This window comes from Streptomyces subrutilus (assembly GCF_001746425.1).
In the GTDB taxonomy this organism is placed as follows: Bacteria; Actinomycetota; Actinomycetes; order Streptomycetales; family Streptomycetaceae; genus Streptomyces; species Streptomyces subrutilus_A.
On the sequence record NZ_MEHK01000002.1, the window covers coordinates 203128 to 216536 of the forward strand.

Here is a 13409-nt window from a genome sequence, read left to right on the forward strand (position 1 = left end):
TTGTGCTGCCAGCCTCGGGCGGGGGTCTGGAGGGCTCTTGGGGGGGGCTTGGAGGGCGGGTCGAGAGGGGCCGCGCGGCGGCTCAGTCCGTGGCTAGGGTGTGCTGGTACCGGTCCTTCCGGTTCCGCGAGGGCTGCGGCTCCCGCTGGTCGACGTACTGTTCGATGCCGTCGAGGACGCGTTGCAGTCCGAACTCGAAGCCGCCGTCGGCCCCCAGGCCGGCGCCGGGCTCCTCGAAGACTCCGGACAGCCACACGCGCGTGAGGTGGGGGTAGTGGGAGAAGGGGATCAGCCGTTCCAGCAGCGGGCCGCTCTGCTCGTACCACTCCTCGTAGCTGAGCCCGGAGCGGCGCTCGTCGCCCTCGGCGTCGGCCGACTGCTGGGCGGCGCCGCGGACGTAGCCGTTGACCAGGTGGACGACGGTGAGCATGTCCCTCTCGGGCAGGCCGGTGGTGGCGACGGCGCCGAGCACCGCGTCCCACACGGCGGTCTCGTGAGGACCCATCAGCATGCGGGAGGAGAAGAGCGGCGCCGCCCAGGGGTGGCGCCGGGCGATGTCCCGGCTGCCGCGGGCGTAGGTCTCCAGCGCCTCGCGCCAGTGGGCGGCGCCCTCGAGGGAGGGGGATTCGCCGAGGACCTCGTCCAGCATGCAGTTGACCAGTTCGGCCCGGCCGGGGACGTACGTGTAGATCGACATGGTGGAGACGCCGAGCGGCTCGGCCACCTTGCGCATCGAGAGCGCGTCCAGGCCCTCGGCGTCGGCCAGTTCGATCGCGGCGCGCACGACGCGGTCCACGGTCAACTGCTGGCGGGGTCCGCGGGCCGGACGGGCAGGAGCGGCCGCCGGGTCCGTGTCGCGGGAGCGCCACAGCAGGGCCAACGTCCGTGCGGGGTCCATCTTTCGGCCGACTTCTCTGCCCATGGCTGGTTTGGCCCCTTTCTGAAGAGGTAACTCTGTACACCGTACAGATTGACTCTGTACGGTGTACAGAGTCACTGTCGCGGTGGTCATTCCCCCGCGGCGGCCGCGGCAGTGACTTTCCCATACGCAGCAGAGAGCGAGACGCCCTTGTCCTCCACCACCGACCACGGCGCCGCAGCCCCCGAGACGGCGCGCGAGACCACCCCCCGCCCGAAGGGCAAGAAGTTCGAACTGGGCAGGGGCGCCCGCAAGCTGACCCTCGCCGTCCACGTGGTGACCTCGGTCGGCTGGGTCGGCCTCTCCCTGTCCATGGTGGTGCTCGCCATCATGGGAGTGACCACGAAGGACGCGGCGATCGCCAAGGGCGTCTACTACGCGATGTACGTCTTCGACGACACGAGCGTGACGGTCTTCAGCCTCGCCGCCGCGATCACCGGCATCCTGCTGTCCTGCGGGACCAAGTGGGGCCTGCTGCTGCACTGGTGGATCATCGTGAAGTGGGTCATCACCCTGTTCATGACGTTCTTCGCCTGGTTCGTGATCCACCCGACGGTCATGGAGGCCAGCGAGCGCACGGCCGAGGCCGGCGGCGCCGCGCCGGATCCGGGGGCGGCCGGCGACTTCCTGGCGTGGAGCGTGCCCCTGTTGTTCGTCCTGCTGACCGTCGCCGCGGTGGTCTCGGTGTACAAGCCCTGGGGCCGCACCTCCCGCGGCAAGGCCGCCCAGCCGGCGGGCCGGCGCACCAGGAACGCCTGAGCCCGGCCGGACCGCGCCGAAGCCCCCGACACCGCACGGTGTCGGGGGCTTCGGCGCGTCACCCGGGGCGCGCAGGGCTCGGCCCTATTCGGCCCGGGCCGCGTCGAAGGCGGTGCACCACGCGGGGAGGCTGGGGGCGTCCAGCAGGCTCGTCCCCATCAGCAGGGCGCTGAAGCCATGGCGCAGGAGGCCTGCCGCGCGGGCGGGGGTGTCGATGGCGCTGGCGCTGACCGGGAAGCGGGTGCCCGTGCGCAGCACGTCGGGCAGCAGGGCCGCGCCGCGGTCCACGTCGCCCGCGAGGCGCTCGCGGGTGGCGATGTCCTTGTTGTTGACGGCGACCACGCACTGCGCGCCGCGGTGCACGGCGGCCGCCTCGGCGGCGTCGGCCACCTCCACGAACGGGGTCAGGCCGCAGTCCAGGGCGTGGTCGGTGAGCCGGGCCAGGGATCCCGCCGGGAGCACCTTGGCGGTCAGCAGGACGGCGCAGGCGCCCAGGTCGCGGCTGCGCTCGAGCTGGCGGCGGCTGGTGAGGAAGTCCTTGCGCAGCAGCGGGAGCCGGGTGAGCGCGGCGACCTCGGCCAGCAGGTCCTCGCTGCCGCCGAACCAGCGGCCGGTGACGACGGAGACGCAGGGGGCGCCCGCCTCCTCGTAGCCGCGGACGATCTCGGCGACCGAACGCCCCCGGGTCAGGTCCCGGCCGTCGGCGTCCTGCCGTTTGACCTCCATGACCAGCGGGCGACGGGCCGTGGCGAGGGCGTCGGTGAAGGCGGTCATCGGGGTCTCCAGGCTCGGGTGACGGCGGCGGCGCGGCCCGCGTCCAGCAGGCCGCCGGCGCCCCGGGCCGCCGAGTCGGCGTCGATCCCGAGGAAGCGGGGATGGGCCACCGCCCCCGCGAACGCCTCCCGGTTGCCCGCGTGGAGGCCGCCGGCGAGGAGGAACGGCAGGCCGGTGCGGTCGGCCAGCGCGGTGACGGCGGCGTCGTCCAGGGTGCGGGCGGTGCTGCCGATCCGGCCGTCGGGTGCCACCGCGTCGTACAGGAAGCAGTCGGCGCCCGCCCGTTCGTAGGCGGCGGTCAGCCCGCGCTCGGCGCACGCGCCGTCCTTCAGGTGGAGCACCTTGGCGATCTTCAGGCCGGGCGGGCCGTCCCGGCGCAGCGCGCGCACCACCGACGGCGGCTGGTAGCCGTGCAGCTGGACCCACGGGACCGAGGCGGCGGCGACCGCCGCCAGCAGCGGAGCGGGCTCGGCGGCGAAGGTGACCAGCACCGGGGCCACGCCCCGCTCGCGGGCCGCGGCGGCCAGCTCGGCCAGCTGCCCGGAGCTCAGCTCCGCGGGGCCGCCCGGCACCCGGTACCAGAGCCCGACCAGGTCCGCGCCGGCCTCGGCCATGTCACCGATCTCGGCGGCGGTGGTGGCCCCGCAGAACTTGACGAGCACTACGCCGCCGCCGTCTGCCGCGCGTCGCGTACGAGCGAACCCGCGGCGAACGCCGTGCCGTCGGCGCCGATCAGCCCGGGGTGGGCGGCCCGCAGGTCGGCGAGGACCGCTTCGTACGGGAGGTCGTCGAACTCCCCGTGGAAGCGCAGGAACTCCATCTGGCGCCGGCCCTGGAGGTCGAAGGGGTGGTGCAGGCTGTCGCGGGTGCCGTCGAAGTCGAGCGGAGCCATCCCGTAGAGCCGGCACAGCGTCTTGTTGAACACCGGGGTGGCCTTCACCCAGCCGTTCTCCAGCCGCACCGAGGTCAGGCAGTGCTGGTGGAAGACGTCGCCGCCCAGCAGCTCCTTGAGGCGGTCGGACGCGAGGTGGTTGCGCACGTCGGTCAGCACCAGCCGGGCGGGGATGCCCAGCGCACGCAGCCCGGCCGTGTACAGCACCGACTTGTGCAGGCACATCCCGGAGCCCGCGGTGGCCACGCTGCCGGCCCGCAGGCCGGTGCGGGACAGGTCCGCCCCGTAGACCTCGTAGCGGATCCGGTCGCGCACCGCGTAGTACAGCGCGACCGCCCGGGCGGTGGGCGTGGCGGCGTCGGCCGGCACGGCGCGCGCCACGAACGCGCGGACCTCGGGCGAGCGGTGGTCGATGAACTCGGTGGCGGCGAGCGCGGCGTGCCCGGTCGGCGTGGTGCTCATGGGTGGTCTCTGCTTCCGTTTCGGGGGCGGGGGCGGACTGCGCCGCGGGCGGCCCGGGTCACAGCCCGAGCAGGGAGGCGATGCGGTTGCGCTGGATCTCCGAGGTGCCGGAGTAGATCGTCCCGGCGACCGCGTTGCGCAGCTCCTTCTCGATGCCGTACTCGGCCATGTAGCCGTTGCCGCCGAAGATCTGTACGGCGTTCAGGGCGGAGGCGACGTTGGCCTCGCTGGTGACCAGCTTGGCCATGGCGATGTCCCGCGTGACGGTCTCGCCCGCCGCCATCTTCTCGGCGGTCGCGTAGAGCCAGTGGCGGGCCGTCTCCACGCCGACCTCCATGTCCACGATCTTGTGGGACACGGCCTGGTACGAGCCGATGGGCTGCCCGAACTGGGTGCGGCCGCGGGCGTACTCGACGCACCGCGCCACCCGGTGGCGCATCTCCCCCGCGTTGATCACGAAGGAGCACAGGATCTCCCAGCGCATCACGTGGTCGAGGACCAGGAAGCCGCCCCCGACCCGCCCGACGACGTGCGAGGCGGGCACCCGGCAGTCGTCGAAGTACAGCTCGCTCAGCGGGGAGGTGCGCAGGCCCATCTTGGCGATCGGGCCGCCCACGGTCAGACCCGGGGTGTCGCGCTCCACCAGGAACGCGGTGATGCTGAGCGGGCCCGGGCGGTCGCTGGTGCGGGCGTACACGGTGAGCAGGTCGGCGACCGGCCCGTTGCTGACGAAGGCCTTGCTGCCGTTCAGCACGAAGTGGTCGCCGTCGCGCACCGCGCGGGTCCGCATGGCCAGCGCGTCGGAGCCGCTGCCGGGCTCGCTGATCGCGTGCGCGCCGATCAGCCCGCCCGAGCAGATGCCCGGCAGGAAGCGGTCCTTGAGCTCCGGGGAGCCGAAGCGGTGCAGCGGCACCCCGGTGGAGACGATGTGCGTGCACACCGAGAAGTTCAGGCCGGCGTCCCGGCAGCCCTCGCCGAGCCCTTCCAGCACGTACATGGTGGTGAGCAGGGACTGGCCCAGCCCTCCCCACCGTTCGTCGAAGGGCAGGCCCAGGATGCCGGTCGCCGCCACGGCCGCCCAGTTCTCCCGGGAGAAGGCCGCCTCGGCGTCCCGCTCGACGTGCCCGGCGCTCAGCTTCTCCAGCCAGGGCGCCAGGCCGTCGCGCAGGGCCTGCTGGTCCGCGGTCCAGTTGGTCATCGGCTCAGTAGTGGGAGTACTCGGCGGAGTCCAGGTGGTGGACCTCGTCCCCGCGCAGGGCGGGCGTGAACATGCAGACCAGGCGCAGGTCCTCGTGCGGGGAGGCGACCAGCCAGTGGGCGTCGTGGCGGTCGAGCGCGTAGAGGGTGCCCGGGGTGATGGGGTGGGAGTTGCCGGCGGTGTCGATGACCTCGCCGCTGCCCTCGATGCAGTAGCAGCTCTCCATGTGGTTGCGGTACTCCAGGCGGGACTTGGTGCCCGCGCGGACGATGGTGTCGGTGACGGTGTAGCCGACCCCGTCCTGCTGGGTGAGGAAGCGGCGGCTGAGGCCGTTGCCCCAGTCGACGGTGGGGACCTCGTCGAGCTTGCGGACGATCATGATGGGGACTCCTTTGCGTCTGGGTCGGGCAGGCGGACGGTCCCGCCGGCCGTGCGCAGCTCCCGTACGAAGGAGGCGAACTCCTCGACGGGATCGCGGCCCTGGGTGAGGGCCGCTTCGATACGGGCCACCCCGGCGCTGCCGACCACGGCGGCGTCGGCGCCCAGGTCCGCCAGGAGCGCGATGTCCTCGGCCGTCTTGACGCCGAAGCCGACGGCGACGGGGACGGCGCAGGCGGTGCGCAGGGTGGCCAGCGCCCGGGAGAGCCGGGCGGGGTCGGGGGCGGCGGAGGTGCCGCTGCGCCCGTAGTGGGCGACCAGGTAGAGGTAGGCCGTGGCGTGGCGGGCCGCTTCGGCCACGGCCTCGGGGCCCGAGACCGCGTAGCAGGTGGTGACCAGCGGCAGCCCGGCCCGGTGCGCGGCCTCGTAGTGGGCGGTGCGCAGCCGCGGCGGTACGCCGTGCAGCAGCAGCCCGTCGCAGCCGGCGTCGCGCACGGCGGCCGCGAAGTCGTCCGGGCCGGTGCCGCGCACGGTGTGGCTCCAGTCGGCGAGCAGCGCGATCCTCAGCCGGCGCAGGCCCGGGCGGATCCGGGCGACCGCGGCGAGGGTCTGCTCCAGGCCGGCCCCGGCGGCCAGCGCCCGGTCGGCGGAGCGGCGGACGACGGGGCCGTCGGTGACGGAGTCGGGGAACGGGACGGCGAGTTCCAGGCAGTCGACCTCGTTCTCGTCGAGCATCGCGGCGAGTTCTGGCAGCCGCTCCAGCGGCGGGTCCCCGGCGTTGAGGAAGACGGCGAGGCCGGGCCGGCCGGGCCGCCGCCGGGCGAAGAAGGGGTCCGGCTCAGGCATGGACGGCCGCCCGGGTCCGCAGCCGCTCCAGCAGCGCGAGCGCGCCGCCGTCGTGGATCACCGCCCGGGCGCGGGCCAGTGCCTCGTGCCAGTCGCCGGTGGTGTGTCCGGCTACGGCGAGGGCGGCGGCGTTGAGGCAGACCGTGTCCTCGGCGTCGGGGGTCCCCTCGCCGCCGAGGACGGCGAGGAAGTAGGCCACCGGGTCGGCGCCGCGCGGGCGCAGGCCCTCCAGGGTGCCGGGGCGCAGCCCGAGCAGGGCCGGGTCGAGGGTGAACTCGTCCTCGCCGCCGGGCTCGTAGGAGTTCACCCGGTTGTCGGCGCAGCCGAGGAGCTCGTCGGCGCCCGGGTCGTTGGCGGCCAGCCACACCCGGCGCCGGGCGGCGCGGGCGGTGTGCGCGGCGGCGGTGCGCAGCGCCGGCGCCAGGCGGGCGTCGGAGACGCCGGTGACCTGCGCGGAGACCGGCATGTCGGCGAGGAAGGGGCCGAGCGCGTTGACGCAGCGGCCGAGCCCGCGGATGTCCAGGGGCAGGACGGCGCGGGCCAGCAGGGCCAGTTCCGCCGGGTAGACGAAGGGCCCGGCGAAGGCGATGCCGCAGCCCTCCAGCGTCTCGTGGGTCTCCTCGTAGGACCGGGTGAGCGGGACGCCGAGGCGCTCCAGCAGGTCGACGGAGCCCATCGGGGAGGTGTAGGCGCGCGAGCCCGTCTTGACGACGGGGGTGCCCGCCGCGGCGGCGACCAGCGCGGCCGCGGTGGAGATGTTGAAGGTGCTCGGGCCGCCGCCGGTGCCGACGATGTTGACCGCGCCGTCGAAGGCCCCCGGGCCGCCTCCCGTGCGGCCCCCGTGCCCGGGGCGGCGTTCGGCGAGCGAGTCGAGCAGGGCGGTCAGGGTGGTGCGGCCGGGCATCGCGGTGGACAGGGAGGCGAGCAGGGCGATGGCCTCGCCCCGGCGCAGCCCCCGCTCGTGCTGGGGCCCGCGCTCGTGCAGGGCGTCCCAGAACGAGCGCCACAGGGGCAGGTCCACCGGCCGGTCCTGCCCGATGACGGCGGCGACGGCGTCGTGCATGGCTACGCGGCCTCCGCCTGCTGCCGGGACGCGTCCGCGATGAACTCGTCGATGGCGGCGACCGAGCGGAAGAACTCGGGGTCCAGGTCGAACTCGTCGGTGTTGATGTGGTGGACGTCCTCCAGCCATGCGATCACCTTGAGCAGGCCGAGGCTGTCGACGACGCCGGCTTCCAGGAGGTCGAGGTCCGCGTCCAGCTCGCCGGCGGAAACGTCCGGCAGGAACTCGCGGACCATGAACTCCTTGATGGCCTGGATGCGTGACATGTCAGTTCTCCTTGGTGAAGTGGGTTCGGACGACCTGGTCGCGGTCGACCTTGCCGGTCGAGGTCCGTGGCAGCGGGCCGTCGGTGATCCGCAGGACCGAGGGGACGGCGGCCCGGGGCAGGCCCCGGGCCAGGTGCCCGCGCAGGGTGAGGCTGTTGAGGCCGGAGCCGGGCGCCCGGCGGGCCACCGCGTGCAGCAGCCGCCCGGCCACGGGGTCGGGCAGGGCCACGACGGCCGCCTCCAGGACTGCGGGGTGTTCGAGCAGGACGTGCTCGGTCTCCTGCGGGTTGATCCGCACACCGCGCACCTTCACCTGGAAGTCGGTGCGGCCGGCCAGCCTCAGCGTGCCGTCGCCGGAGCGGGTGACGAGGTCGCCGCTGCGGAACCAGCGGCGGCCGTCGGCGCCCGCCGGATGGTCCGTGAACACGGCCGAGCCCGCGGCGGCGCCCAGGTACCCCTCGGTCTGGAAGGGGGTGGTGACGTAGAGCTCGCCGGTGCCGGGGCCCTGGAACACCCCCTGCTCGGGGTCGACGAGCAGGGCGCCGACGCCGGGCAGCGGGGAGCCGAGCGGGAGCGGCAGGGCGGGGTCCTCGGCGCCGGTCAGCTCGTACAGGAAGCTGTCGTTGGTCTCGGTGCAGCCGTAGAGGTTGTACAGCCGGGCGCCGGGCAGCAGTCCGGGCAGCTCCGCGCGCAGCGGCGCGGGCAGGGCGTCGCCGGTGAACAGGGCGTGCCGTACGCCGGGTACGGCCGCGCCGCGCTCGCGGGCGGTGTCGGCGAGCAGCCGGTAGAACATCGGGACGGCCTGGACGACCTCGGGCCGGTGGCGCAGCAGCAGGTCCAGGAGGTAGCCGCCCTGGGCCGCCCGGTCGGGGTCGGCGAGCACGACGCGCCCGCCGCGGGCCAGGGTGGTCCACACGTCGAGGAGGCACAGGTCGAAGTTGAGGGGGGCGTAGTTGAGGACGGTGGTGCCGGGGCCGATCCCGAAGGAGTCGGCGGCCCACCGGGTGAACCGGTCCACGGCTCCGGCCGACAGCGGCACGATCTTGGGGGTGCCGGTGGAGCCGGAGGTGGTCAGCAGCAGCGCGGGAGCACCGTCCGAGGGCGGCGCGGCGTCGGCGCACCGTCCGGCCGCGGCCGGCTCCGCGAAGGGGGCGTCCAGCGGGGCGAGGACGTGCTCCACGCCCGCCGAGGCGTACAGCCGCCCGGTGACCTCCGCGCCGAGCTGCGGCGAGGACAGCAGCACGGGGCGCCGCTCCAGCAGGGCGGCCAGCACGAGGGCGATGACCGCCGGAGACTTGACGGCGGACACGCCCAGCGGTGCGTCCGCCGGGATGCGGGCGAGCCGGGCCCGCTCCGCGTCCGCCCGGTGGAGCAGCGCGCCGTAGCCGATCTCCTGCTCCCGCCACACCAGCGCGGCCGCCCCGGGGGTGCGCCGCGCCCGGTCGAGGATGCCGTCGGCGAGGGAGCGGGCTGCGCGGACGGCCGTGGTACCGGCGCTCTTCACGGGCCTGGACTCCTTCCGGTCCTCACGATCGAACCTCTCGTCCCGATCGTGGTTTCGGCGACTGGAGGATCATCGGAGTCCCGCTGGCGGCCCGGTCACGGCCCCAGCCGTCTAGCCGGCTTCCTCCTCCAGGAGTCCGGCGAGGGCGAGGGCCTGTTCGGTGTCGGGCGGTCCGGCCGGCCACCACTGGCCCGCGCGCTCGCGGTACGGGTACCAGCGCCCGTCCCGGCCGCGCCGCAGCTGCAGGCCGCGGCCGGTCAGCGTCCAGTGGTTGCCGGACACCTCCAGCGAGGGCAGTTCGTCGCCCTCCCAGGCGGCCGCCAGGGCCGTGCGGGCCCGCGCGGTCTCCTGGGCCGGCGGGTCCCACGCCTCTTCGAGCGTGCGCAGGCCGGCCGCGCCGCCGTGGCGCCAGGCCTGGGCGGCCCGGTCCAGGTCGGCCGCCCGGTCCGAGGCCGCGCGCAGGCGTTCGGGCACCCTCGGGTCGGGGTGGGTGGCGGCGAGCCGTACGGTGTCCTGCCACAGGTCCAGGGGGGCGGGCGGCTCGGCGGTGATGCCGTGGGTGTACGCGAGCAGGGCGCGGGCCCGTACGGCCGCGTCGGCGACCAGCCGTTCGAGCGGATCCGCCGCGATCCCGGTGACCGCCTCGTCCCCGGCCGGGGCTGCGGCCGCGGGCATCGGGGGCAGCGGGGGCAGCGGCACGGCGGGGCGGGCGTAGGCCTCGGCGGCGGGGGTGCCGGGCGGCCGCGGGGCCGCGGTGTCCGCCGCCGCGCGGGCGTTGCCGGCTTCGTCCGCCTCGTCGTCCGCGCCGTCGGAGTCCTCGGAGTCGTCCATGGACATCATGGCCCGCAGCATCACGACCGACCCCAGCTCCTGCGCCGCCTCTTCGGCGTCGCGGCCGCGCAGGAACAGCAGCAGGGCCGGTTCCTCGTCCAGCAGCCACGAGAACTGGTAGGCCAGCGCCACCGCGTGCGCGCACGGATGGTCGGGATCGTCGCAGTCGCAGTCCGGCTCCGTGTCCCCGTAGCCGGGCAGCAGGCCCAGCCGGGCGTCCTCGGCCGCCTCCAGCAGGTCGGGCGGGAGTTCACCGGCGAGGAGCGCCTCGGCCTCGGCGGGCCGGTCCGCGGTCTTCTCCCACAGCGCGTCCCACTCCTCGTCCTCGAACACCCGCAGGCCCAGCTCGGCGGTGTACGGGCCGTCCTCTCCCCCGTGCACCTGGGCGGCGATCCGGCCGGGGCTGACGGTGAGCGGCCCGATCCGGCCCGATCGGGCCAGGGCCCGGCCCCGCTTGAGCGGGTCCTCCTCCGGCCAGAGGTCCTCCACCGCCTGCCCGAACTGCCCGCCCCACCAGGACCTGCCGCGCGCGCGGCCGCCCTTGCGCGCGGCGAAGGCGGGGAACCCCCGTGCGCTGTCGTGTCCTTCGGCCATCACGTGCTCCTCAGCTCGACCAGGTTCGCCAGCTCATCGTTGCCGAGCGTGCTCAGCGCCTGCTCGCCGGAGCCGAGCACGGCGTCGGCGAGCTCCTGCTTGGACGCCAGCATCGCGGCGATCCGGTCCTCGATGGTGCCTTCGGCGATCAGCCGGTGGACCTGCACGGGGCGGGTCTGCCCGATGCGGTAGGCGCGGTCGGTGGCCTGCGCCTCGACCGCCGGGTTCCACCACCGGTCGAAGTGCACCACGTGGTCGGCGCGGGTCAGGTTGAGTCCGGTGCCCGCCGCCTTGAGCGAGAGCAGGAAGACCGGCACCTCGCCGTCCTGGAAGCGGCGGACCATCTCCTCGCGCTTGGGCACGGGCGTACCGCCGTGCAGCAGCTGGGCCGGTACGCCCCGCTCGCGCAGGTGCGCCTCCAGCAGGCGGGCCATGGCGACGTACTGGGTGAAGACGAGGACGGCTCCGTCCTCCGCCGTGATGGTGTCGAGGAGTTCGTCGAGCAGTTCCAGCTTCCCGGAGCGTCCGGTGAGCCGGACCGCGCCGGCCTCCTTGTCCGCCGCCTCCTTCAGGAACTGCGCCGGGTGGTTGCAGATCTGTTTGAGGCCGGTGAGCAGCTTCAGGACCAGGCCGGAGCGGGCGATGCCCTGGGTGGAGCGGATCTCGGCCATGACCTCGCCTACGAGCTTCTCGTACAGGGCGCTCTGCTCGGCGGTCAGGGCGACGGGGCGGTCGGTCTCCGTCTTGGGCGGCAGTTCGGGGGCGACGCCCGGGTCGGACTTGCGGCGGCGCAGCAGGAAGGGCCGTACGAGCCCGGCGAGCCGGGCGGCGGTGTCCGCTTCTCCGGCGGCCCCGACGGCCCCGGCGCGCTCGGCCTCGATCGGGGCCATCCAGCGGCGGCGGAAGTGCCCGTAGCCGCCCAGGAGTCCGGGGGTGGTCCAGTCGAGGACCGCCCACAGCTCGGAGAGGCTGTTCTCGACGGGGGTGCCGGTCAGGGCGACCTTGGCGCCGGCCGGGATCCGGCGCAGGGCGCGGGCGGTGGCCGAGGCCGGGTTCTTGACGTGCTGGGCCTCGTCGGCGACGACCATGCCCCAGGAGTGGGCGGCGAGCCGGTCGGCGTCCAGGCGCATCGTGCCGTAGGTGGTGAGGACGAACCCGTGGCCGGCGCCCTCCAGGGTGCGGCCGGGGCCGTGGAAGCGGCGTACGGGGGTGCCGGGCGCGAACCGGCCGACCTCGCGCTCCCAGTTGCCCAGCAGGGAGGCCGGGCAGACCACCAGGGTGGGGCCCTGGCTGCGCGGGTCCTCCTGGCGCAGCAGGTGGAGCGAGATGAGCTGGACGGTCTTGCCCAGGCCCATGTCGTCGGCGAGGCAGCCGCCGAGGCCGAGCGAGGTCATCCGGTCCAGCCAGCGCAGTCCGCGCAGCTGGTAGTCGCGCAGGGTGGCGGCCAGGGCGGCGGGCGCGGCGGTCCGCTCGTCGCCGCCGTCGGGTTCGGCGAGGCGGGCGCGCAGGGCCACCAGCCAGGGGCCGGGGACGACGGGGACCCGCTCGCCGGCGATCTCGGTGAAGCCGCCGAGGGCGACCGAGAGCGCCTCGATGGCGGTGAGCGGCTTCAGTTCGCGGGTACGGGCCTTGCGGGCGAGCTCGGCCGGTACGAAGACCCAGCGGTCGCGCAGCCGCAGCACCGGGCGGCCCTCGTCCGCGATCCGGGCGGTCTCCTCCTCGGTGAGCGGCTCGCCGTCCAGGCGGAGCTGCCAGCGCAGGTCGACGGTGCCGTCCCCCATGAACGCGCGCAGGTCCGCCGGGGGTTCGCGGTCGGCGCCGACCAGGGCGTGGGCGCTCAGGCCGCGGGCGGCGTCGGCGGGCCAGTGGACGTCGACGCCGTGGGCGCGCAGCCGGGCTCCGGCGTCGCCGAGCAGGGCGGTGGTCTCGCGGTCGTCGAGGACGGTCCCGCGGGGTACCGGGAGCAGCCGTTGCAGGGGCTCCCACACGCCGGCGGCGCGGCGTACGGCGAGGACGGTGTCGGCCTGGGCGCGGGGCCCCAGGGCGTGCGGGGCGCCGTCGAAGAGCTCGGCGGCGGCCAGGGTGAGGGTGGGGTCGGCCAGGCTCGCGACCCGCGGTTCGATCCGTACCAGCGGTTCGGCGTCCCCGTCGCCGACGACCACGCGCAGGGAGACCCGGACGCCGGAGTCGACGCCCTGGGAGATCTCCTCGGCCCAGGCGCGCAGCCGGGGCACGTGCTGCGGGGCGGTGGCGGCGAACGCGGCGCGGCCGGTGGCGGCCTCGGCGGCCGGGGTGCGCGGCAGCACGTCGGCGACGGCGTCCAGGAAGGCCCGCAGGACGGTGCCGGCCTCGGGCAGCAGCCCGGAGCCGGGGGCGGCGGGCAGCGCCAGGGCCTCGGGGGGCGCGGCGGCGGCCAGTTCGCGCAGCCGCACCACGTCCTCGGGGTCGTAGGGGCCGGTCCGCCAGGCGTCGTAGCCGCCGGGCGAGACGCCGGGCAGGAGCCGTTCGCGGGCGGCGAGGTGCAGGGCGAGGGCGAGGGCGCCGCCCCAGAAGGCGGCGGCCGGGTGGACGGGGGCGGGCCCGGCGGGGCCGGAGCCGCTGGGGCCGGAGCCGCTGGGGCCGGAGCCGCTGGGGCCGGAGCCGGTGCGCCGCTCGTCGTGGGCGCGGCGGGCGTGGGCGAGCACGGGCAGCGCGTCCGCCAGCGGGAGGCGCAGCACCGGCAGGGTGCGCTCCCCGTCGGCGGTGAGCAGGACGGCCTCGCCGGCCCGGCCCCCGGGCACGTCCGGCGGTGGGGACCCGTCCGGGTTCCACAGGAGGACGCGGCCGGTCCTGGCCGGGTCGCCCGGCTCGAAGACGGCCGCGCACCGCGCCAGGAGTCCGGCCTGTTCACGCGCAATCCACACCATGCGTCCGCTTCCTCGGT

At 75.3% G+C, this 13409-nt stretch carries 13 protein-coding genes; 1 reads left to right on the forward strand and 12 read right to left on the reverse strand.

Features of this window, described 5'->3' with window-relative positions:
- Window positions 1-82: 82 nt before the first annotated feature.
- Complete coding sequence (locus BGK67_RS34015; RefSeq protein ID WP_208948862.1) at window positions 83-898, reverse strand: TetR/AcrR family transcriptional regulator; 816 nt, start codon at window positions 896-898, stop codon at window positions 83-85.
- A gap of 171 nt (window positions 899-1069) precedes the next feature.
- Here BGK67_RS34015 and BGK67_RS34020 point away from each other — a divergent pair, with 171 nt between their 5' ends.
- On the forward strand, window positions 1070-1678 hold the full coding sequence (locus tag BGK67_RS34020; protein WP_079154741.1) for a hypothetical protein: 609 nt from the start codon (window positions 1070-1072) through the stop codon (window positions 1676-1678).
- Between the two features lie 84 nt (window positions 1679-1762).
- On the opposite strand, the gene BGK67_RS34025 is transcribed toward BGK67_RS34020, so the two are convergent.
- The 11 genes from BGK67_RS34025 to BGK67_RS34075 all read right to left on the reverse strand — a co-directional run bounded on the left by BGK67_RS34025 (window position 1763) and on the right by BGK67_RS34075 (window position 13392).
- Entirely contained in the window at window positions 1763-2452 is a 690-nt protein-coding gene (locus BGK67_RS34025) for a beta/alpha barrel domain-containing protein (protein WP_069924415.1), read from the reverse strand.
- Window positions 2449-3114 (reverse strand): phosphoribosylanthranilate isomerase, encoded by a 666-nt coding sequence (locus BGK67_RS34030; RefSeq protein ID WP_069924416.1) that lies wholly within the window; start codon window positions 3112-3114, stop codon window positions 2449-2451. The genes BGK67_RS34025 and BGK67_RS34030 overlap by 4 nt, the downstream gene beginning before the upstream one ends.
- On the reverse strand, window positions 3114-3806 hold the full coding sequence (locus tag BGK67_RS34035; protein ID WP_069924417.1) for a transglutaminase-like domain-containing protein: 693 nt from the start codon (window positions 3804-3806) through the stop codon (window positions 3114-3116). The genes BGK67_RS34030 and BGK67_RS34035 overlap by 1 nt, the downstream gene beginning before the upstream one ends.
- A gap of 58 nt (window positions 3807-3864) precedes the next feature.
- Window positions 3865-5004 carry an acyl-CoA dehydrogenase family protein gene (locus BGK67_RS34040; RefSeq protein ID WP_069924418.1) on the reverse strand — a complete coding sequence of 380 codons (1140 nt, stop codon included), beginning with the start codon at window positions 5002-5004 and terminating at the stop codon, window positions 3865-3867.
- Window positions 5005-5008: 4 nt separating this feature from the next.
- A complete protein-coding gene (locus BGK67_RS34045) occupies window positions 5009-5383 on the reverse strand; it encodes an ectoine synthase (protein ID WP_069924419.1) in 375 nt (124 codons plus the stop codon).
- Window positions 5380-6228 carry a tryptophan synthase subunit alpha gene (gene trpA, locus BGK67_RS34050; RefSeq protein WP_069924420.1) on the reverse strand — a complete coding sequence of 283 codons (849 nt, stop codon included), beginning with the start codon at window positions 6226-6228 and terminating at the stop codon, window positions 5380-5382. The genes BGK67_RS34045 and trpA overlap by 4 nt, the downstream gene beginning before the upstream one ends.
- On the reverse strand, window positions 6221-7291 hold the full coding sequence (locus BGK67_RS34055; protein ID WP_069924421.1) for an anthranilate phosphoribosyltransferase: 1071 nt from the start codon (window positions 7289-7291) through the stop codon (window positions 6221-6223). Before BGK67_RS34055 ends, trpA begins: the two co-directional genes overlap by 8 nt.
- Before the next feature lie 2 nt (window positions 7292-7293).
- On the reverse strand, window positions 7294-7557 hold the full coding sequence (locus BGK67_RS34060; RefSeq protein WP_069924422.1) for a phosphopantetheine-binding protein: 264 nt from the start codon (window positions 7555-7557) through the stop codon (window positions 7294-7296).
- A 1-nt stretch (window position 7558) separates the two neighbouring features.
- Complete coding sequence (locus BGK67_RS34065; RefSeq protein ID WP_079154742.1) at window positions 7559-9061, reverse strand: AMP-binding protein; 1503 nt, start codon at window positions 9059-9061, stop codon at window positions 7559-7561.
- A gap of 111 nt (window positions 9062-9172) precedes the next feature.
- A complete protein-coding gene (locus BGK67_RS34070; RefSeq protein WP_069924423.1) occupies window positions 9173-10486 on the reverse strand; it encodes an SWIM zinc finger family protein in 1314 nt (437 codons plus the stop codon).
- Complete coding sequence (locus BGK67_RS34075; RefSeq protein WP_208948863.1) at window positions 10486-13392, reverse strand: DEAD/DEAH box helicase; 2907 nt, start codon at window positions 13390-13392, stop codon at window positions 10486-10488. The genes BGK67_RS34070 and BGK67_RS34075 overlap by 1 nt, the downstream gene beginning before the upstream one ends.
- Window positions 13393-13409 lie beyond the last annotated feature (17 nt).

What these genes read in the sequence shown, in the direction of transcription:
- BGK67_RS34015 (WP_208948862.1), bottom strand. Translation starts at nt 898, where the DNA reads ATGGACCCCGCACGGACGTTGGCCCTGCTGTGGCGCTCCCGCGACACG.
- BGK67_RS34025 (WP_069924415.1), bottom strand. Translation starts at nt 2,452, where the DNA reads ATGACCGCCTTCACCGACGCCCTCGCCACGGCCCGTCGCCCGCTGGTC.
- BGK67_RS34035 (WP_069924417.1), bottom strand. Translation starts at nt 3,806, where the DNA reads ATGAGCACCACGCCGACCGGGCACGCCGCGCTCGCCGCCACCGAGTTC.
- BGK67_RS34040 (WP_069924418.1), bottom strand. Translation starts at nt 5,004, where the DNA reads ATGACCAACTGGACCGCGGACCAGCAGGCCCTGCGCGACGGCCTGGCG.
- BGK67_RS34045 (WP_069924419.1), bottom strand. Translation starts at nt 5,383, where the DNA reads ATGATCGTCCGCAAGCTCGACGAGGTCCCCACCGTCGACTGGGGCAAC.
- trpA (WP_069924420.1), bottom strand. Translation starts at nt 6,228, where the DNA reads ATGCCTGAGCCGGACCCCTTCTTCGCCCGGCGGCGGCCCGGCCGGCCC.
- BGK67_RS34055 (WP_069924421.1), bottom strand. Translation starts at nt 7,291, where the DNA reads ATGCACGACGCCGTCGCCGCCGTCATCGGGCAGGACCGGCCGGTGGAC.
- BGK67_RS34060 (WP_069924422.1), bottom strand. Translation starts at nt 7,557, where the DNA reads ATGTCACGCATCCAGGCCATCAAGGAGTTCATGGTCCGCGAGTTCCTG.
- BGK67_RS34070 (WP_069924423.1), bottom strand. Translation starts at nt 10,486, where the DNA reads ATGGCCGAAGGACACGACAGCGCACGGGGGTTCCCCGCCTTCGCCGCG.
- BGK67_RS34075 (WP_208948863.1), bottom strand. Translation starts at nt 13,392, where the DNA reads ATGGTGTGGATTGCGCGTGAACAGGCCGGACTCCTGGCGCGGTGCGCG.